The 19,350-nt window shown below is 36.9% G+C and carries 19 protein-coding genes; 10 read left to right on the forward strand and 9 right to left on the reverse strand.

Features of this window, described 5'->3' with window-relative positions:
- Window positions 1-314: 314 nt before the first annotated feature.
- Window positions 315-887, forward strand: a complete 573-nt coding sequence (locus LC419_RS15505) for a Crp/Fnr family transcriptional regulator (RefSeq protein ID WP_223608213.1) — start codon at window positions 315-317, stop codon at window positions 885-887.
- A 205-nt stretch (window positions 888-1,092) separates the two neighbouring features.
- Entirely contained in the window at window positions 1,093-1,794 is a 702-nt protein-coding gene (locus tag LC419_RS15510) for a type 1 glutamine amidotransferase domain-containing protein (protein ID WP_223608214.1), read from the forward strand.
- Window positions 1,795-2,032: 238 nt separating this feature from the next.
- Here the strand turns inward: LC419_RS15510 and LC419_RS15515 are convergent, their stop codons facing one another.
- Together LC419_RS15515 and LC419_RS15520 are read right to left on the reverse strand one after the other, a co-directional pair.
- Complete coding sequence (locus tag LC419_RS15515) at window positions 2,033-2,941, reverse strand: AraC family transcriptional regulator (protein ID WP_223608215.1); 909 nt, start codon at window positions 2,939-2,941, stop codon at window positions 2,033-2,035.
- Window positions 2,942-3,250: 309 nt separating this feature from the next.
- Window positions 3,251-4,171, reverse strand: coding sequence for an SDR family oxidoreductase (locus LC419_RS15520; protein ID WP_223608216.1), 921 nt, complete (start codon window positions 4,169-4,171; stop codon window positions 3,251-3,253).
- Between the two features lie 225 nt (window positions 4,172-4,396).
- Here LC419_RS15520 and LC419_RS15525 point away from each other — a divergent pair, with 225 nt between their 5' ends.
- The 4 genes from LC419_RS15525 to LC419_RS15540 all read left to right on the forward strand — a co-directional run bounded on the left by LC419_RS15525 (window position 4,397) and on the right by LC419_RS15540 (window position 8,882).
- Window positions 4,397-5,113: a HEAT repeat domain-containing protein gene (locus tag LC419_RS15525; protein WP_223608217.1), complete on the forward strand. Its 717-nt coding sequence runs from the start codon at window positions 4,397-4,399 to the stop codon at window positions 5,111-5,113.
- Window positions 5,114-5,151: 38 nt separating this feature from the next.
- Window positions 5,152-5,937, forward strand: a complete 786-nt coding sequence (locus tag LC419_RS15530) for a hypothetical protein (RefSeq protein ID WP_223608218.1) — start codon at window positions 5,152-5,154, stop codon at window positions 5,935-5,937.
- Between the two features lie 244 nt (window positions 5,938-6,181).
- Window positions 6,182-7,324 (forward strand): VWA domain-containing protein, encoded by a 1,143-nt coding sequence (locus LC419_RS15535; protein WP_223608219.1) that lies wholly within the window; start codon window positions 6,182-6,184, stop codon window positions 7,322-7,324.
- 103 nt (window positions 7,325-7,427) lie between these two features.
- Window positions 7,428-8,882: a sigma 54-interacting transcriptional regulator gene (locus LC419_RS15540; RefSeq protein ID WP_223608220.1), complete on the forward strand. Its 1,455-nt coding sequence runs from the start codon at window positions 7,428-7,430 to the stop codon at window positions 8,880-8,882.
- Between the two features lie 194 nt (window positions 8,883-9,076).
- Here LC419_RS15540 and LC419_RS15545 read toward each other — a convergent pair whose 3' ends face one another.
- The 4 genes from LC419_RS15545 to LC419_RS15560 all read right to left on the reverse strand — a co-directional run bounded on the left by LC419_RS15545 (window position 9,077) and on the right by LC419_RS15560 (window position 13,103).
- Window positions 9,077-10,816 (reverse strand): hypothetical protein, encoded by a 1,740-nt coding sequence (locus tag LC419_RS15545; protein WP_223608221.1) that lies wholly within the window; start codon window positions 10,814-10,816, stop codon window positions 9,077-9,079.
- A gap of 87 nt (window positions 10,817-10,903) precedes the next feature.
- Window positions 10,904-11,872, reverse strand: a complete 969-nt coding sequence (locus LC419_RS15550) for a glycosyltransferase family 2 protein (protein ID WP_223608222.1) — start codon at window positions 11,870-11,872, stop codon at window positions 10,904-10,906.
- Window positions 11,873-12,182: 310 nt separating this feature from the next.
- Entirely contained in the window at window positions 12,183-12,446 is a 264-nt protein-coding gene (locus LC419_RS15555; protein ID WP_306666579.1) for a helix-turn-helix domain-containing protein, read from the reverse strand.
- Window positions 12,447-12,683: 237 nt separating this feature from the next.
- On the reverse strand, window positions 12,684-13,103 hold the full coding sequence (locus LC419_RS15560; RefSeq protein WP_306666580.1) for a transposase: 420 nt from the start codon (window positions 13,101-13,103) through the stop codon (window positions 12,684-12,686).
- Between the two features lie 922 nt (window positions 13,104-14,025).
- Here LC419_RS15560 and LC419_RS15565 point away from each other — a divergent pair.
- Window positions 14,026-14,169 (forward strand): hypothetical protein, encoded by a 144-nt coding sequence (locus LC419_RS15565; RefSeq protein WP_223608224.1) that lies wholly within the window; start codon window positions 14,026-14,028, stop codon window positions 14,167-14,169.
- 363 nt (window positions 14,170-14,532) lie between these two features.
- Here LC419_RS15565 and LC419_RS15570 read toward each other — a convergent pair whose 3' ends face one another.
- Window positions 14,533-14,829 carry a helix-turn-helix transcriptional regulator gene (locus tag LC419_RS15570; RefSeq protein WP_223608225.1) on the reverse strand — a complete coding sequence of 99 codons (297 nt, stop codon included), beginning with the start codon at window positions 14,827-14,829 and terminating at the stop codon, window positions 14,533-14,535.
- A 143-nt stretch (window positions 14,830-14,972) separates the two neighbouring features.
- On the opposite strand from LC419_RS15570, the gene LC419_RS15575 reads away from it, so the two are divergent.
- Window positions 14,973-15,317 carry a hypothetical protein gene (locus tag LC419_RS15575; protein ID WP_223608226.1) on the forward strand — a complete coding sequence of 115 codons (345 nt, stop codon included), beginning with the start codon at window positions 14,973-14,975 and terminating at the stop codon, window positions 15,315-15,317.
- On the opposite strand, the gene LC419_RS15580 is transcribed toward LC419_RS15575, so the two are convergent.
- Together LC419_RS15580 and LC419_RS15585 are read right to left on the reverse strand one after the other, a co-directional pair.
- Window positions 15,307-15,447 carry a hypothetical protein gene (locus tag LC419_RS15580; RefSeq protein WP_223608227.1) on the reverse strand — a complete coding sequence of 47 codons (141 nt, stop codon included), beginning with the start codon at window positions 15,445-15,447 and terminating at the stop codon, window positions 15,307-15,309. The two genes, LC419_RS15575 and LC419_RS15580, sit on opposite strands and share 11 nt — an antisense overlap.
- A gap of 76 nt (window positions 15,448-15,523) precedes the next feature.
- Window positions 15,524-16,144: a DUF6134 family protein gene (locus LC419_RS15585; RefSeq protein WP_223608228.1), complete on the reverse strand. Its 621-nt coding sequence runs from the start codon at window positions 16,142-16,144 to the stop codon at window positions 15,524-15,526.
- A 917-nt stretch (window positions 16,145-17,061) separates the two neighbouring features.
- Here LC419_RS15585 and LC419_RS15590 point away from each other — a divergent pair.
- Window positions 17,062-18,444, forward strand: a complete 1,383-nt coding sequence (locus LC419_RS15590) for a hypothetical protein (RefSeq protein WP_223608229.1) — start codon at window positions 17,062-17,064, stop codon at window positions 18,442-18,444.
- A gap of 16 nt (window positions 18,445-18,460) precedes the next feature.
- Entirely contained in the window at window positions 18,461-19,036 is a 576-nt protein-coding gene (locus LC419_RS15595; protein WP_223608230.1) for a DUF6705 family protein, read from the forward strand.
- The last annotated feature ends 314 nt before the right edge of the window (window positions 19,037-19,350 follow it).

The following is a 19,350-nucleotide window of genomic DNA, read 5'->3' on the forward strand; positions in this document are numbered from 1 at the left end:
ATGTCATGCATCAAAATACATCTCCGGTTCAGGGGTTCAATTTGTGCAAATCATCAAAAAAACACCAGGTTATATTGAAAATAAAATTGATAATCACATTATGAAACAAATTATTCACGCAAAGCCCTAAAAGCACCATAGACAAACGATTTTCTAAGAATACATAAAAAAATACACTTGTGAATTTCTACACACAAAAAATACAGTGCCGGATGAATCAATACTCATCAAAAATTAATCCTTAGAATGAACAGTCGTGATAAACATTGTACTTCATGCCAACATAAAGTATATTTGTACCATACTACTGCGATATGAATGCACAGGAAATTCTGAGAACCCACATTAACAAGGTTGTTGATCTTACCGATGAACAGTTTGAGTATTTCTTTTCCCTGTTTAAGCCCGTATCTTTTAAGAAAGGTCAGATTCTCATCCGTGAAGGCCAGAATGTAGATCATGAATATTTCGTTCTGGATGGCTGTTTAAAGACATTTTATACCAATGACAGCCTGAAAATGCACATTCTCCAGTTCGCAACCAGTCAATGGTGGGCCTCCGACTACAATGCTCTGTATAATGATGAAAAAGCTTCTTTCAGTGTAGATTGTGTTGCAGATGCCCATACACTCTGCCTTTACAGCGAAGACCGGGAAAAAGTATGCCGGGAAATCCATGAAATTGAGCACTTTCTCCGCTGGCGTTCCAACAGAGGCTATGTAGGATTGCAAAAAAGGATCCTGTCTCTTCTGAACAATAATGCACGCAGCCGGTATGAAGAATTAATGGCTCAACATCCCGAACTGTACAATCTCGTACCCAAACATTTAATAGCTGCCTATCTGGGCGTTTCAAGAGAAACCCTGAGCCGTCTGTATCATTCCTGAAGAAGTTATCTACATCACAAAAAGAACAGATTTTTCCGTAAAGTGACATAGGTCACATCATCATCTTCCTTTTTTGCCCCAAATTCGTACTGTTATTTAAAGAGAAAACAATGGAGCAACATATTCCTGTGAGTATGAATGTTCCGGACAATTTTTGTCTTTTCAAACCCTACACAATCATTTGTAACTTTTAAAATTAAATACAATGAATACAACAGATTTCAAAGTACTTTTTGTACTTACATCACACGATCAACTGGGCAATACCGGACATAAAACAGGTTTTTGGTCGGAAGAACTTGCCGCTCCCTATTATTCACTGACAGACGCTGGCGTTCAGGTCACCCTGGCTTCCCCATTGGGTGGCAGACCTCCTCTGGATCCGAAAAGTGAGCTCCCTGATTTTCAGACCGATGAAACCAGACGCTTTGATGCAGATGAAGCTTTACAGGAAAAATTATCCCACACCCTGAAACTTAGTGAAGTGAAAGAGAAAGATTATGATGCAGTTTTTTATCCTGGAGGCCATGGACCGCTTTGGGACCTGACTAATGATGAAAACTCTATTGCCCTGATTGAAGCATTTTACAGAAAAGGTAAGCCTGTAGCAGCGGTTTGTCATGCTCCGGGTGTATTAAGAGTCGTAAAAAATGAAGACGGTTCTCCATTGGTACAGGGAAAACAGGTGACGGGATTTGCCAACACCGAAGAGGAAGCCGTACAACTGACTGATGTCGTTCCTTACCTGGTAGAAGATGAACTGAAAAAACTGGGTGGAATTTACAGCAAAACAGACGACTGGCAAAGCTATGTGGTAAAGGACGGACATTTAATTACAGGACAAAATCCAGGATCATCCACCGCAGTAGCTCAAAAATTACTTGACTTACTGAACAGTCAAAACTAATAAGGGTTTTATCATTATGAAGTTTAGATGTCCTCGGTCTGCATGTTCCATGCAGGCCGAGGATTTTATATTCTGTACCTGCGGAATTACCTTAAGAAACCTTTCACTCCCGTTAACAGATAATTTTCTGTAAAAATCCATTGTGTGATCTCCTTTCTGTCCGATAAAATACATACAGAATAGTTTTTCATCGGTTTTTGCCATCTCAATAACTTACTTCTTCCCGCTTCAGGCTTCCCTACGTATTAAAAGAACTCCTGAATTCCACAGGTGAAAGATTTGTTTTGCTTTTAAATAGCTTTGTAAAAGACTGCGGATGTTCAAACCCCAGTTCATAGGCAATTTCACTGACTGACAGATCTGTTACAGACAGTTTTTCTTTCGCTTTTTCAATTAATTTATCATGGATCATCTGCTGCGTGCTTTGTCCTGTAAGTGTTTTAAGGAGCCGGCTCAGATAATTGGAAGATAAGTTCAGCTCATTCGCGACAAACTGTACACTGGGTAATCCTTTTGAAACCAAATCGTTGTTCTCAAAATAATCATTCAGAATAACTTCTAAACGTTCAAGAGTTTTATGATTCGTGATTTTTCTTGTGATAAACTGCCGTTCATAAAATCTTTCCGAATAATTGAGTAAGGTTTCAATGTGTGAAATAATAATACTTTGACTGAATTTATCAATATTATCGTGATATTCCTGTTGAATATTTTCTATAATTTCGTTGATTGTTTTTTCTTCTTTATGGGAAAGAAATAAAGCTTCGTTCACTGAATAATCGAAGAAATCATAGTGTTTCATCGTTTTAGCAAGTGATGTATTCCACAAAAAATCAGGGTGGATCAATAACATCCAACCCGATTTTTCTGTCTGAGAATCTGTATCAGCCTCAATCCTGAAGACCTGATTCGGAGCAATGAAAAACATTGTTCCTTCATCAAAATCATAAACCTGCTGACCATATTTCAACTGTCCATTGATTCCAATTTTCAGAGAGATCATATAAAAATCCAGCATCCAGTTGATCTCCCCAACATCAGTGGGCCTCTTCACTAAATTATAGTCAACAACGCTGATCATCGGATGTTCAGGCGGTTCCAATCCCCTTGAACGGTGAAATTCTGTGATGGTTTTTATCCTTTTCATTGTGCGTTGTTCCATAGGAATAAAGTTACAAATTGTTTTTGGCAAATGTTAATAGATGTCAGACACGAGACACGAGACATGAGACATGAGACGTTGAGGTGAAGGTTATTGATGGCTGAAAATGTCAATGGTGAATTTTGCTTTGCAAGTAATAGTGAATGATATATTTAAAAGTCAAGAACCAAGATGCAAGACACCAGATTTCAGACTAAGGTTGTGGCAAAGATTTAGACTGAGATTAAGAATATTATGTACCACAACCAGCAACATTATTTTAACCCGCAACTGACAACCGGCAACTCGTTCACTCTATACCTCTCCAACACTAACACCCTGATAGGCAGCAGCAAATTCTTTTGCAAAATCAGCGAGCTTTACTTTTCCTAAAACAGGTTGATGGATGTTGTAATCTTCGTACAGTACTCCACTTCTCTGGCTTGCCTGAGTTTCCACAAACCCTTTTGCCACCTGCTCATTGAACCCGATTTTCAACCAGTTTTGCAATAAGTCTTTGTCCGGTATGACGTTCCATTTTAAGTCCGGGATGCCAATAGCTTCCCCCAAAGCTTTTGCGATTTCATTTGGTGAAACTTCATCACTTGCTACATAACGCATAGTCATTCCTTCAAACGGTTTTTCTATCTCCTCAGCAATCACATCCGCAATATCCAGCGGTGAAACCCATGGCTCTTTCCGATCACCACCCCAGTTCGAAATAATAGTCCCTTTATTTTTAATGGTATTAATAAACGAAAACATATTGAAGTAAATACCGACCGGTCGGATACATTTAATAACAACATCCTCCGGCAACTGTTTCAAGATCTTTTCTACATAATGGTGAAAAACAATTATTCCGGTCCCCTGATCCGTATGTGCGCCAATACTGCTGAGATGAACGATCTTTTTCACCCCCGACTGTTCCACCGCAGTTTTGTAGGCTTCACCAATTTTGCTGATGGAGCCAATAAAATCAACACTTTTATCAAACAGATCTCCTGCAGCTTCCATAGTTTCCATTAAATAAACAATGTCTGCTCCTTTAAATGTTTCCGTCAGGAAATCTGTCTCAAACATACTTCCTATAGCAGCTTTTGCACCCAGATTTTCAATAACTGAAGTTCTTTCTGTATTGCTGCTGATCACCGTCACAGCGTGTCCTTGCTCTACAAGCTTTTCTGTAAGTGGCTTTCCGATGTTCCCGATGGAACCTGTTAAAACAATATTCATTTTTTATCTGTTTTTGTTGGTGTAAAATTCTGAATATCTCCTACAACAGATCTAACCTGATCTATCCTTGTCTTAGCCAAAAGCGAACCTGAACCTTATGCTCCCTAAATTCTTCAAAACCTTAGTCTCTTACTCAACCATAAAATCACGATTCCCATATCTTTCATCGTATTATTTGTTTTGATTAGCAATCTCTTATACATTTGTCATAGACTAAAATCACCCATGAAAGAGTTATCAGAATATAAAAGCTGGCTGAAAAATATTATTAAAAATAATCAGGAAGACGAATATCTGGAATTTGTCTGGGAGATTATGGAAAGTCCCTTTGTGGAATATTATTATGAATTGATGAAAGACCCCGAAATGGATGATGATTTCAGGAGAAATCTAAGGTATCGATTTGATGAACACGGTGAGGAAGGGGCAGAGCTCTTACTTTCGAAACTGCAAAAGAATGAAGACCCGGAATTTCATGCAACAATCATTTTTATTTTGGCCAAAACACAGGGAAAACATAAAGATGAAACCTTGGAATACGCCAGAAAATTCTCCACAAGTCAAGATGCTACACTAAGGGAAAATGCGATTATCGTTTTGGGGTGGATAGGTAAAATGAAAGATCTCAGCATCTTAAAAAAATATCTACTTGAAGATGAACATCCGAAATGCAGAGCCTGGAGCGCCTCTTCTTATATGCAGATGTGGCTCAGAAATAAAAATATCCTTTTAAAAACAAAAGCATTTGAAGTTTACAAAGCGGCTTTACCCAATGAAAAAGATTACTTTGTATTATCAGTGATCTTATCTTCAATCAGAGAAATAGGAAAAACCAAGCTGGGTATTTCCCAATCTGCATTAGATGCTACAGATACAGAAAAAATAGACATCGCGAAACCAAAAGCACTCAGGTTTTTGAAAAAAGCATTGAACACTCATTAAAAGACAAACATCTGCCAATCAAACAAAAATTATAGACCATGGGAAACAGAAGCTACCTCTATCTAAAAAATCAGAACCGGGAACTGCCTATTTTCGAAGCCAATAATTCCCTGCCATTCTTTTGGATTGCTATTTTGGATAAAAAAATAATGAGCGATAGAATTCAGCAGTGGAAAGCTTATGAACATTATGCAGAAAGCCATACGGAAGAAGAAACGGAGCTCTATCTGCAAAAGCACTCCAACAACCTGTCTTTAAACCAAAGTACATTCACAGGTAATGCAGAAAGGAGCAGAGAATTCTTACGGGAAAATTTTCCTGACACCCTGCCACTCTACGCTGATTTTGTAAAGTTCATCCATTCGAAATTCAAAACGGACGATCATTTAGAAATCGATATCACCCAGTTTTCTGCGTTTTATGATTCGCTTGATGCGTTTTATATGGACTTAACCAGCGAGATAGATGCCATTGACAATAATCAGGCAGCAAAAATAAAATTCCTGCTACCCAATGATCTCATTGCCGGAGGCACAGGTTTTCAAGCTATTTTAGGGAATGAATTTTCCGCACTGCCCACTTATACAAATGCCGTACAAAACAGGGGTATTTCTCAACAGCCTTTCAACAGAAAGTCGCTGATCGTTGCTGTAATGATCTTATTGATATGTCCGCTGTTCTCCTATTGGGCCTACCTCATCTATACAAAAGAGGGTTTTGGCACATGGGTAATCATTATCGGCTTCTTGAATCTGCTGTTTTATATCTACAGCATCTCCACGATTATTCTGGAAATTAAGGCTTATCGAAAAGGTCAGAAATAATCATTGATTGAAATAATCATTCCGGCTATATACTCATTTCATATCACTGTCATTAGTATTTTCTATTTTTCGTGAGGCTATTATTTCCCTAACTTGTATCCTTCAAACAAACTAAAGAAATTCAAAATACCTGCAGATCATTATCAGTGGAGTTTAGATTCGTTTTTACTGTTACAGAAACTAAATCCTGATGATTATCGTAAGTATTTAAAAGCGAACAACAGCAAAATAGCTTCATCATTTTATGACGAATAAAGATTTTAATGCCCGGAAAGGGTTTATATTCAGCAGGCATGTTCCGGAAGAGATCTCACATTTCGACCGGATCTTTGATGTGTTCAAAGATTTGCTTACCCATACTTCAGGGGATATTGAGGAAGCCTTTGAATGGCTCGATGTGCTGGACAAAGAATATGATATTTTCACCGACGAATATACCCTTCAGGATTTTGAAGAGGATTTGAAAAAGCGTGGCTATATCAAAGAAGAGGATGATTCAAAAGACGGCAATTCAGGCACAGGAAAAGGCAAAAATATCCTGACCGCCAAACTGGAGGCTGCTTTACGGGAGTACGCCTTGGATCAGATCTTCGGAAAACTGAAAAAAAGCGGTGCAGGAAATCACCGGACTACCAAAACAGGGGTCGGTGATGAGCGGGACGGCGAAAACCGTTCTTTCCAATACGGAGATGATCTTTCCACCGTGAACATGACCGAAAGCTTAAAAAATGCACAGATCAATAATGGAATTTCAGAACTCCGCCTTACGGAAGACGATCTCATTGTAGAAGAAACCAAACACAAAGCGCAAATGAGCACCGTACTGATGATCGACATCAGTCACTCTATGGTTTTGTACGGTGAAGACCGGATTACGCCCGCCAAAAAAGTAGCGATGGCTTTAGTGGAATTAATTAACCGGAAATATCCCAAAGATTCCATAGACATTATTGTGTTTGGAAACGAAGCGTGGCCGATTAAGATCAAAGATCTCCCCTACCTAAAAGTAGGTCCTTACCACACCAATACGGTGGCCGGCCTGGAACTGGCGATGGATATTCTTCGCAGAAAAAGAAATACCAACAAGCAGATTTTCATGATCACCGACGGGAAACCAAGCTGTATTCAGCTGCCTACCGGAGAATTTTACATGAACAGCAACGGCCTGGATGAAATGATTGTTTCTCAGTGCCTCAACAGAGCTGCACAAGCCAGAAAACTGAAAATTCCAATCACCACTTTTATGATCGCCCAGGATCCTTATCTGCGTAAATTTGTGGAAGCTTTTACAGCACAAAATAAAGGAAAAGCCTTTTTAACAGGGCTTTCAGGGTTAGGACAGATGATTTTTGAAGACTACGAGAAAAACAGAATAAAGAGGATATAGATTTTAGATACAAGACATCAGATATCAGACATGAGACTTTGAGATTTGAGATTTGAGATTTCTAATATATTCCAATCGATAATTATTATTACTTAAAAAAGAAATGAAAAACGATATTACATTTAAAGAATTAAAAAATTCCGGGTATACGCATAAAACGATCAATCAGGAAATTCAGGCCAATTTAATTGCAAAAATTAAAGCGAAGGAACCGGTATTTGAAGGACTTTGGGGGTATGAAGATTCTGTGGTCCCCCAATTGAAAAAGGCTATTCTTGCCGGTCACCACATTAATCTGCTAGGTTTGCGAGGACAGGCTAAAACCAGGATTGCAAGAAGTATGGTGAACCTTCTTGACGAATATATGCCCATTGTGAAAGGATCTGAAATCAATGACAGTCCGTTTCAGCCTATTTCAAAATATGCCAGAGATCTCATTGCGGAACATGGTGACGATACCCCGATCTCATGGGTCCATCGCTCCAACCGTTTTTTTGAAAAACTGGCTACCCCTGATGTGAATGTTGCCGATTTAATCGGGGATATTGACCCTATCAAAGCTGCCACCTTAAAACTGCCTTATTCAGACGAACGGGTTCTGCATTACGGGATGATTCCCCGTGCCAACCGTTCTATATTTGTTCTTAATGAACTTCCGGATTTACAGGCCAGAATTCAGGTTTCTTTATTTAATATTCTGCAGGAAGGAGATATTCAGATCCGTGGATTTCAGTTGAGAATGCCGCTTGATATTCAGTTTGTCTTCACTGCCAATCCTGAAGATTATACCAACAGAGGAAGCATTGTGACTCCGTTGAAAGACAGAATAGGGTCCCAGATTTTTACCCATTATCCTAAAACAATTGCGCTTGCCAGACAGATCACGGAACAGGAAGCTTTAATTTCGGCTGAAGACCTTTCACAGATACAGATTCCAGGACTGGCAAAAGATCTTTTGGAAGAAGTCGCTTTTGTAGCACGGGACAGTGAATATGTAGATGCAAAAAGTGGCGTGAGTGCACGTCTTACCATCAGTGCAATGGAAAATCTGGTGGCTGCGGCAAAATTACGTCTGATTGAATCTGAAACAGAAAAAACAACTGTTCGTCTGCTTGATTTTATGTCCATTATTCCATCCATTACCGGGAAAATTGAACTGGTGTATGAAGGTGAACAGGAAGGCGCAGATTACGTAGCAAAAATATTAATTGACCAGGCTGTGATGATCCAGTTTGAAACTTTGTTCCCGCGTATTTCCAAGCTGGAAAAAGAAGGAATAAAAACACCGTACACCGATTTGATCAAATGGTTTAATAAAAATCATCTTGAGCTTAATTATACGGATACCGATGAGGAATTCTATGCTAAACTCAACAGCATAACCCCTTTGGTAGAAGTCGTGGAAGAAAATACTTCAGGATTGAGCAAAGAGGATCAGAACTTCTGCAAAGAACTGGTTTTATGGGCACTGACCATCAGTAAAAAATTGGACAAATCTGAAAACCAGTCTGCATTCACTTTTGATTCTACAGGAATCGGGCAATATTTACGTAACTAATAGAATCAGTATACCTTCATCAATAGTTTGGTGAAATGCAATTCCATTAAACAAAGTCCTTCAACTTTCAACCTGAAGGGCTTTTTGTGGCTTGCAGACTACAACGTAATCTGAAAACCACAAACAACAACAAATGAACGCATAATGAATGATCTTCTGATCACTAAATCAACAGCACTTTATTCATACGATTTCTAAATATTTTTCAAAAAACTGTTGAGATCCGATTCTTTGCCTATATTCATCTTGGATTTTATTCTGGTCTTGTACACCCTTGAGCTCCCTTCGGTAATATTTTCCAAAATAGCAATCTCTTTGGAAGACAGACCCAGTTTATAGTAAATACAGAATTTAATCTCATTATTGGTGAGATCCGGGAATTTTTTTGAAAGCTTTGTAATCAGCTGTTTATTTTGAGCAGAGCTTTCATTGATCAGATCATTATTATTTCTGTCGATCTGAATCAGATTATTAATCCTGACTAAGAGTTCATTCATCGTCTGTTCAGCATCTGCATTTTTGGCTTTCTTTATATTTTTTATGTATTCCAAAAAGGTTTTTTCGGTTTCTATTTTAAGATTGAGATTAAGATGCATATTGCTGATCTTTTCTTCACGCTCTTTGACGTCCTGCTCCAGGATTTTTTTATTTTTGATCAGAATTATTTTTTCTTTCTCTGCCAATTCTTTTTCTTTTTTATTTGCGCTCCGGATAATATAAATAATACCTCCGAAAATAATAATGAAAACAGACGCTATCGCCAGGATAAGTCTGTTATTGTATTTCTCATCATTTATACTTCGCTTTTGTTTCTGTGTGAGATCTTTGATCAGAAAATTGTTTAAAATATCGGAAACATACGTGAGGTTTTTTTGCTGCTGCTGGTCATTCTGATGATGAAGTGTCCTCAATTTTTTACACAAACCCCTCAGCTGATCAGGATAATTAATCTTGAGATAATACGACTGTAGCATTTCGTAAAGCATAATCTTGTTGGAAATATTTTTTACTTTGGGTTCCACGGACATTCCGTAGTTGACGACTTCCTGCATTTTGGAAGTCTGACCTGTGTCATGATACAGATTGAACAGCTCCAGAATGTTTTCAACAGCTTCGTTATAAAAGTACTTTCCGTTTTTATTAAACTCATATTCCTGCAGCAGAAGAGATTCTGCGATCGCATATTCTTTTCTTTTATAATAATACAATCCTTTGTTGGATTGCAGATAGATAAGGAATGCCTGTTCATCCGGATTCAGTTTTTTCTGGTTGGCTAAAATCTGTATGGCTCTGTTGATCTCCTTCAAAGCAAGATCCGGTTTTCCCATTTTGTCATAGCAAAATCCGAAATTATTATACATGGAAGCAACAAAAATTAAATCTTTTCTGCTTGAGGTTAAATTTTTAAGGCTCTTCTTAAAATAGACCATCGCTTCAGAATAATTTTTCTTATTGTAAAAAAGACGGCCTTTTAAATGGTAGAGATGTGGCAGATAATATTTTTTACCATTCATCTCATCCAGCTGGATGGATTTGTTCAGGAACTCCATAGAAAGCTTCGGAGACCGTGTTTCAAACTGAAAGGCAAGATTGAAATTACAGGCAATGCTGATGTAGTCATATTCGTTATTATTCAGGATCAGGAGATCATATACAATCGGAATTTGTTTAATCTGATCGCCGTTTGCATCGCTGAACAAAAAAAATAGCTCGACGTACTTACTGCTGATCAGATATTTCCGGTCCTGAGTCTGCTTGTATTTTTCCAGTTCCCTGTTTCTCATAGCCATTACTTTCGGTAAATGGCTGCTTATTTGGGTTACCTTATCATTAATAGCTTTAAAGTAGGCATCTGCATCGTCATTTTTCGGGGATTCGCAGGAAAGACCACAAATAAGCAGTAAAAACAGTAATAAATAGGGTCTTTTTTTCATCGTGTTGTGTTTTAGTTTTTAGTTAAGCTCAGCTGAAATCAGAGAAATCTGACATCTTCTGACCGTTATATAGAAGTGCTTATCCTGTTATGGAAAACCTTCGTATTTCCTGTAATCAAATAAGGTATTTCTAAAATTGATATTGTACAGGCCGGACCTGATCCCTGTAAAGTCTTTGATCAGATAGGTAAGAACCATCCGCCACTTTTTAACAGGCGGAGCTTTTGCAATTTCAAAACTGCGGTGCATCCTTTTGATATGGATCTTTACGTTTTCAGGGATGCTTTTCTCGGTCCGGGACCATCTTTGAATCTCATCCCAAAGAATGCTTCTTGAAATGGCAGGATCTACAATCCGGGTATCCACTTTGGTGATCCTGTTGTTCTCATGGACTCCCCTTATGGCAACAGCCTCATCAATACTTCCGGCATGAAGCTTAAGATAATAAGAAAGGCGGATCAGAAACTCCGTGTCTTCATGAAGACGAAGATGATGTTTGAAAAGTACATCTACCTTTTTCATAAGAGCCTCTCTACGCACCGTCAGCGTATCAATGCTGAACAGTCCAAAGCTTCCCAGCAGGTAAAGCTGTCCCGGAAAAACATCTTCGGGATCATGTTTTTTATAGACCGTGGTGAGTTTATCTTCAAATACACCGTAATACTTCTCTTTCACACTTTTCGAATAGTATTCCACGCCAAGAGCTCCATACACTCCTTCTACCTCCGGATCCTTAAAAAGCTTTTTTTCCGCATCAAACCGGTTCGGAAGAAAATAATCATCTGCATCCAGGAATGCTATAAAATCTCCCGATGCTATTTGTATGCCCAGATTTCTGCTCGCTCCTGCTCCGTGATTCTTCTTATCACCATGCTGATACAGCTTTACTCTATCATATTTTTCAGCAAGTACCCGGCATACTTTCAGAGAATGATCAGGGGAATGATCTTCAATAAGTAGGATTTCGGATACTTCCTCGAACTGCAAAGCAGATTGTACTGCCTGCGAAACGTATTTTCCCGCATTATAAACAGGAATGATAACTGAAATTTTCATTGTACACTTTCAAAAAATAATGATAAGGTTGGCCACTTTTCAAACAAGCTCTGTTTTTAGGGCTTCACCTGGCAAGATCAGAAGAGAAACAAATCCCTAACTGGGTGATCATCAAATTAAAATATAGCCGGGAACCTAGCCTCCGGCTATACAACAAATCACTCACTAAAAAATAAAAACCAGACAGGATCCAAAAAACAATTTAAACATGAAAAATAAACTATGAATTCCTTGTCTGGTAAGGTAAACTGATAAATAACTTCTTCCATTTGGCCACGGTATTTCTGCTGATCTTGAAATAGTTGGCCAGCTATATATTATTAAGGTTCTTCGTTTTCTGATAATCCAGAATCTCCAAGATGTCCGACGGGTCATAAGAGTGGTGCTGCTGGTTCAGTTTAAACGTACTTCTTTCCTGTTTGGGAAAAATCAGGGTATTGATCTGCAGACCATCCTGTACCGACAATATCGATTTGGACAGGATCTTATGGCAGAATCTTTTCTTTTCCGGGAGCTTCAGATTCAGAAGGTCCGTATATATTTTTTTGTAGTCAGGTTTTTGCGATTTTTCCATTGGTGGTTTTGGTTTGAATGCTGATGACTATGTCGTTTTCAAAGTTGATAACAAAAAAGCTTTTCCGAAAAAAAAAATCCTTTGCAAAAAATAGATCCAAACATTGTCCGGATAAAAATTAAACTCATCACCAAACTTTTTGATCATCTCTTTTTTTGTTAGCCCTAAAAGTTCAATAGGCAGATTATTTGTGTTTTTCATGAAATGGGAGGATCAACAGTTAATAAAGGGATTATATTATTTTTTATGCTTGGCAATCCATTTATACAAGGTGGTTTTGGGAATATTGTATTCGTTCTGGACCTCAAGTTTTGTTTTCTTTCCGGTTTCCAGGAGTTCCATCATAAAATCTATGATCTCTACCGTGTATACGTTTTTCCTGAATTGTGGAAGTGAGGTTCCCTTTGGCTTTCCGACACTGCCAGGCGGAGAATATAAAATAAGATGGTGGGAATAGATTCTGAAAAAATCATATTCCAGGAGTTTACTCCATCTCAGAAGCAGGTCGCAGTCTAAACTGTCGTATTCATACATTAGCAGGACCTTTTCTTCGGGAACATCCAGAAAATTACAGATTCTGGTCATTTCAATCTTTTCCTCTGAAACTTTTTGCTTGAGTAAAGCTCCTATTTTTATTTCTTTAAAATTATGTATCATAGTCATGGGTTATGGGAAGGAGCATCTCTTTCTTAAAGCCATTAGCTAAGCAGAGAACATTTAAAATAAAACAAGCAAAAAAGTCACTTAGCTAAAGGTTAATTAAGAATCAGTCTAATCATATATGGGAACAATAGCTTACTTAGATCATTTGTGTTTTTAGAATCGCCTAGTTAGTTATTAAATGAAACCAGTATATTACCCTTAATGTACTTCATTTAACATCTTTTTGTTTCATCAGATTATTTTAATTTTTTCACTTAAACCTGTGTGATCACATCAGAGTAGATGCGGGTGCGGTGGTGTTGATGCCGACCTGGGCCTTGATATGGTACACAAGCCCTGAGGCAACAATAATAATGGGAAAATAATTTTTTTCATCCGGTTAAATTTTTGTTTTTGCATTTTATGCAGGAACAAATCTAATGGGAGATTTAATATTCCGGAGGTTTTAAGCGTTAACATTGTGTTAGCAGAAAACCATTTTTCTGTGTTTTTTTGTTAACCATTTATTTAATAAACCATTCATTACCAAATATTTAATTTTAAAAATGTGTTAACTATACAACTCTACTGAAAACAGGCTCCATCTCCTATTAGTTCTGAATAAAAAATGAAAAACGACTTCTTTTATCTCTTTGAAATATATTATTTATGCTTTTAATGCTGTTTAAAAAGACAGAATTCATCAGGAAAAGATTTTTTTATGTTGAGACTTCTTAAAATGATTCCAAAAACATGTTATCTTTTCCATTCATAGGCAGAGCGTTTCTCAACTTTCATGTTAAAGATTATTGAATCAAAGGGTTTATAACATAAAAATATCACATTGTAAAATTCTATTAATAGAAATATTTTAATAATAACCTCATTTCAATTGAATAAAATTGATTAATTTCGGATAGTACTAAATCTAAATCATATGAAAAATTTAAAAAAAATCGCAAGACAGGAAATGAAAGCCATCAAAGGAGGGATTAACTGCCCGGGTGGCCAGATATGCTTAATCAAAGGTAAATGGCAATGTATGCCATATGACGGATGTGGCGGCGGAAACCAACCCTAAATTTTAAGTTTAAACCAATTACTTTATTATGAAAAATTCTAAAAAAATCTCAAGAGATCAGTTAAAGAATATCAATGGCGGAGCATTAAGTTGTTCTGAAGCCTGCTGTCCGCCTCCGGGAATAAAAAGATGTCCCTGGGTCATTTGTATAGCACCCTGTGATATATTAAGCTAGCCCCTGAAAAGATATCAATTCTATGATATATTATTAATCATTCAAAATAAAAAAAGCCTTATAATCATTAATTGTAAGGCTTTTTCATGGATAGAGACCGAACATTTAATGAAGACTTAAAATTTTCAACCGGTTTATTTAACGTTTGCTTTTTCATAAGCAGAAGCTATTTTTCACGAGCTAAAATATTACGAAGACATCGCCTTAAATTGGGACGGCCTCATATTGGTCAATTGGTAAAAATTATTACTGAACGCAGATATATCCGAATACCCTATTTCGTAAGCAATCTCTGTCATATTAAGATTGCTGTCTTTGATTAATTCCATCGCCCGGATAATCCTCAACATTTTTATATACTGAATAAAGGTAATGTGAAGTTTAGTCTGAAATAATCTGATCAAACTCCTTACGCTTATTCCCCATTGCTTTGCCGTTTCTTCTAAAGTAATATTTTCGGTAAGCGAATTCCGAAGTCTCTCCAAAATCGCATTGAGCCTTTGATCATCCGTAGTGGGAAACTGGATCGAAATTTTTTTAAGACAGTCCGATAATTGTTCTGCTCAGCATTAGTAATGTAATCATCCTTATGCTGTTTGTTATAAGGGAATCAAAACTTAAACGGCCCTTGATCAACCTACAAATTTTCAGGGTAAAGAATTTTGTCATCGGCCTGCTGCTGCTTTTTACGTTTTACATTTTTAAAGGAAGCACCGGGCTTGCGTATGGGTATCTTGAAGTCATTTTGGGCAATGATCCTCTCAATACTATTCCAATCTGGATCGCAGTAATTGCCGGAACCGTATCGAGTATGTTCATCATCTCTCTATTTGTCCTGTTGGGCTTTAATCTGATCAGGATTATTATCGTAGGTTTTTGTTGTATGGCTTTGTATTATACCTATATGATCTCTTTGTTTCGGTACAGAGAGAAACCGTTGACTTCATTCTGCCTATGTTTATCTACGGTGTAGCAACAGGCATTTTATTTGTACCCATTGTTTCGTTCACCAGCTCTGCAGCACCGCCAAAAATTGCGTTCAATGCCTCAATTATTGGAATATTGACCAGATTCATCGGTTTTACAGCGAGTATGTCTGCCACAGATTCAGAATGTGGTGCTTAGATTAAGAAAAGGAAATATACCTTATTAGGAGCATAAGAGGATGGGATAAGCACTTTAGTGGATTTTATTGGGGTTCGTATTAAGGACAAACTTCAGGTTAGCAAAATCCGTTTTAGCTTCGACTAAAGTGCAGATTCCGTTGCTGTATGTGTAAGTCGTAGTGTTTCCGTTCGGCAGATCGATTCTGTATTTTTTAGAATTAATCTTCTGAACAGGAATCATTTTTTGGAATTTCTCTGAAAAAACAGATTTTATATTGTCCGGTTCATTAAAATACAGACTTGCAGTAGAGCTGAAAATAAACTGCTTAAGAGAGCCACTGGCGCCATCTTTGTCCGAAAGATTATAGAAACTTCCGTTCCAAGTAGCGGTATTGTTCACCTTTAGTTTCCCGTTTATGGTTCGGTACAGTTTGGCCTGCTGCAGTATATTTTGTTTGAAAATGACGCCCATTTTGTCGTAAATTTCAATACTGTAAAGGATTTTCACTTTAGCCCGGGATTCAAAAATATATTCAGTGATACCGTCTTTCAAAGAACGTTCCACACGGATATTACCAATAGTTTTATCGTCTTTTATAATCGAATAATTCAGATATTCTTTGGTAACGGGTGTTATCATATCGGGTTGAAAAGAATTGAACAACATCATCGAAAAAATCAGGAGTGTTTTCATTGTTTCTATTTTTTAAATAATTATGACTTCTTTTATAAGGTTTTCTATGGGTGCATATTGAAGGTTGGATGAACAGAACTGATATTGGTTTCAGTTAGTTCATAATAAAAATAGTTATGATGCAAAACTAGGCATGGGAAAAGCTTAGAATGTTCCGCAGGATAAATACGAACCTATTAGATCAATATAATTTAACTCATTGTAAATAAATAATTTAAACACATAATTACGTTCCGATTTATAATCCTGAACCGGATCACACGCAAAACTTTTGGAACGGATAAAGTTTATTTTTCTAACACAAAGAAAATTATGATTCTATTTAAAAAGAGAAGCAAAGATAGAATCAACCTTATTGATTCTGATGAAGGAAACGGATAGACAATGATTCAAAAATCACACAGATCATAGTAAAGTATCTAAAAATAACAAAACCTTCAGATTAAATCTAAAGGTTTTGTTATCTCTAAGCGGAGAGAGAGATTCCATAAAAAGTTGACCGGATCTTGTTAAATAGTAAGAACTTAACCACAATAATGACTGTAATTATTTTCCTTAACTAAAAATAAATTTATTTTTTTTTGACCGGGTTCGCTAAAGGATCACCAAAGACCACCATTCTACCTTCTATATAAGCGCGTAATGGCACTCCAGGTGTTAAGAAAGAATAAGATATTTGATATGGATATTCATCATTGAGTATTTTAGAAAAGCATCATTGATACGAGATTTTGAGAAAATAATTTTAAAACTTCTGATTTGAAAAATCAATTTTTACGAAGTCTCAAAATACTACCCCTTTTTCTTTTAATTCTTCACTATATGGAATTTTAGGTTAGTACAATACGGGAACCCATAGATAATTTTATCACCGCGTGTGGAAAAAATATTATATTTGAACCGAAAAACTAAAGTAAATGACAAAAAAATTATTTATCCCGGTGGTTCTGGCCATTATCATGGCCCTGTCTTTAAGCTCCTGCCGGTCTGAAGATCTTCTTAGTAGCAGTGAAGAACAGCAACCTTCCAAGTTTAGAGTGTTTTCTGCTCAGTCTGCACAGAAAGATGGAGCAGTCAATTACGGGAATGGATTTAAAACCCTTTTAGAGCGATATGATCAAATTAATGCTGTACAGCACACTGCGACAGCCCTTAGAAATGCATGGCTGAATTCATCTACAATGGCAGATGAATACGTGGAATTTAATATCAGATCTCAAGACTTCATGACAAAGAATAATGAAAAATATATTCTTTTTCCGCTGATTAAAAGTTATCAGGTAGAAGGCATTATTATTGCAGTGCTGAAGGATAATGAAACTATTGTTGAGTTTAATAAAATGTCTCCAGAAGCAGAAAATTACACTAAAATACTTGGGCTATTTCGGGCCCAGTATATAAAAAGCAACATAAAAATTAAATCTGTTGGTAAAGCACCGGGAGGACCATGTGGCTTTGAGGGACAACCTCCATGTGACATCGAAGTTATCATTATTACTGTACCTGGACCAGGTAGTGGTCCTGGAGGGGGTATTGGAGGCGGTGGAATAATAACACCGGGAGGATGCGGACCATTTGAAGATTGCCTTCATAATCCTGATGCAGGAGGTAGCGGTGGCGGTGGCGGAACACCACCAGAGGACCTTTGTTCAAAAATGAAAGCAAAGACAGGATCTCCAACTTTTAGTGCAAATGTGACTAATTTAGAAGGAAAAACAGGAGAAAACTTCGAAAGTGGTTTTAGAATAGGAAGTGTTGCCGGAGGTGGTGTTCAAAATCAAATATTACAAAATAAACCTGGCACCAGTCAGGTAGAATTTAAGGTTTTTCCCAACACTATTGTGTTAATGCATTCTCATTACAATACATTGTATCCAATATTTTCCCCAGATGACATCTTGTTTTATAACCAGTGGGTTAATTGGGCACAAAGTTATAACAGTAACCCCGCAAACATCCCTAAAATTCCTATAGAGCAGCTCACACTGACAGTAGTAACCAGTTGGGGGAATTATTCTTTGACCTTTGATAACGCTGCGCCAAGCCCTTTTCCTGATTATACTCAAGAACAATTTGATGAATTAAATTCCAGATATACTCAATTACTTGATCAGGCAAAGAGCGTAGGAAACGTAAGTGGTGATGTAAGTTTTGATTCACAAAAATTAGAAAAAGGATTTCTTAAATTTATGAACGAAAAAATGAATATGCCTGGTGCAAAACTTTTCAGAAATACCTCAAGTGGAAACACTCAACTAAGCCTTGTAAACGGAAAATTAACAGAAACAAAGTGCCCATAATAAAACAGAAAAAAATATGAAAAACTTATTTTTAATTATAATAACAGTATTGTCGTTTTCTTGTAAAGCACAAGAGTATCCACTTAATACAGATCCCAGTGACATACCAAACAATGCGTATTTGAAAGATACTAACAATGAATTGGATAAATATGTAGGGCTTTGGAAAGGAACATGGAATGGTAAAACATTATACATTGAATTTAAAAAACTAAAACATTATTCTTCAATCCCAGGAGACACCCATCCTTACTATACTGATGTAATTTTTGGAGAAAGAAAAGTCATATCAGCCAGCGGAACTGTAGAAGTTGATAGAATTACTAATTTTGATAATCAAGGTCCCGAAATTAGGGGAATATTTTCAAGCTTGAAGAATGGTAACTGGAAAAGATTGCACTTTTCTCCTAAGAATATGTGTGGAAAATCAGCGGCTTTGGATATAACAGATTTTACAGGAAATCAAATGACCCTTCATTTCGAGTATATGCCAAGTATTTATAAAGAAGACTGTATTCATAACAGCTATGTAGATCAACATGGTGATTTTCCAATTAACTTTCCTAAAGATATCGTACTAACAAAACAATAAATAGAGAACCTCCAATTGGAGGTTCTTTTATTTCCGCAAAATAGTTCCTTTTATTTGATGTATGGCGATCTGAATTCTATTGCTTTGTCACAAGTCAAATGAGTAAAATATGATTTTTCATTTGTTTAAGGATCTTCAAAGACTTCACTTTCCCACTTTATGAGCATATCGATCGTACCTCATTTCCGGAAACGATTACCATGAGGATTAAAGCTGCATTTCACTTCAAAATGCTGATCTTTTGGATCGTCATAAAAAACGAATAATTATTGAATTGGACTGCGGAGTAGTTTCTTCTACTATAGTTCCTCTAA

Origin of the sequence: Chryseobacterium sp. OSA05B (genome assembly GCF_019970065.1) — a bacterium.
Lineage (GTDB): Bacteria > Bacteroidota > Bacteroidia > Flavobacteriales > Weeksellaceae > Chryseobacterium.

Bases quoted from the DNA above. Each gene is read 5' to 3' on its own strand.
- LC419_RS15505 (WP_223608213.1), top strand. From the start codon at position 315: ATGAATGCACAGGAAATTCTGAGAACCCACATTAACAAGGTTGTTGAT.
- LC419_RS15510 (WP_223608214.1), top strand. From the start codon at position 1,093: ATGAATACAACAGATTTCAAAGTACTTTTTGTACTTACATCACACGAT.
- LC419_RS15515 (WP_223608215.1), bottom strand. From the start codon at position 2,941: ATGAAAAGGATAAAAACCATCACAGAATTTCACCGTTCAAGGGGATTG.
- LC419_RS15520 (WP_223608216.1), bottom strand. From the start codon at position 4,171: ATGAATATTGTTTTAACAGGTTCCATCGGGAACATCGGAAAGCCACTT.
- LC419_RS15525 (WP_223608217.1), top strand. From the start codon at position 4,397: ATGAAAGAGTTATCAGAATATAAAAGCTGGCTGAAAAATATTATTAAA.
- LC419_RS15530 (WP_223608218.1), top strand. From the start codon at position 5,152: ATGGGAAACAGAAGCTACCTCTATCTAAAAAATCAGAACCGGGAACTG.
- LC419_RS15535 (WP_223608219.1), top strand. From the start codon at position 6,182: ATGACGAATAAAGATTTTAATGCCCGGAAAGGGTTTATATTCAGCAGG.
- LC419_RS15540 (WP_223608220.1), top strand. From the start codon at position 7,428: ATGAAAAACGATATTACATTTAAAGAATTAAAAAATTCCGGGTATACG.
- LC419_RS15545 (WP_223608221.1), bottom strand. From the start codon at position 10,816: ATGAAAAAAAGACCCTATTTATTACTGTTTTTACTGCTTATTTGTGGT.
- LC419_RS15550 (WP_223608222.1), bottom strand. From the start codon at position 11,872: ATGAAAATTTCAGTTATCATTCCTGTTTATAATGCGGGAAAATACGTT.
- LC419_RS15555 (WP_306666579.1), bottom strand. From the start codon at position 12,446: ATGGAAAAATCGCAAAAACCTGACTACAAAAAAATATATACGGACCTT.
- LC419_RS15560 (WP_306666580.1), bottom strand. From the start codon at position 13,103: ATGATACATAATTTTAAAGAAATAAAAATAGGAGCTTTACTCAAGCAA.
- LC419_RS15565 (WP_223608224.1), top strand. From the start codon at position 14,026: ATGAAAAATTTAAAAAAAATCGCAAGACAGGAAATGAAAGCCATCAAA.
- LC419_RS15585 (WP_223608228.1), bottom strand. From the start codon at position 16,144: ATGAAAACACTCCTGATTTTTTCGATGATGTTGTTCAATTCTTTTCAA.
- LC419_RS15590 (WP_223608229.1), top strand. From the start codon at position 17,062: ATGACAAAAAAATTATTTATCCCGGTGGTTCTGGCCATTATCATGGCC.
- LC419_RS15595 (WP_223608230.1), top strand. From the start codon at position 18,461: ATGAAAAACTTATTTTTAATTATAATAACAGTATTGTCGTTTTCTTGT.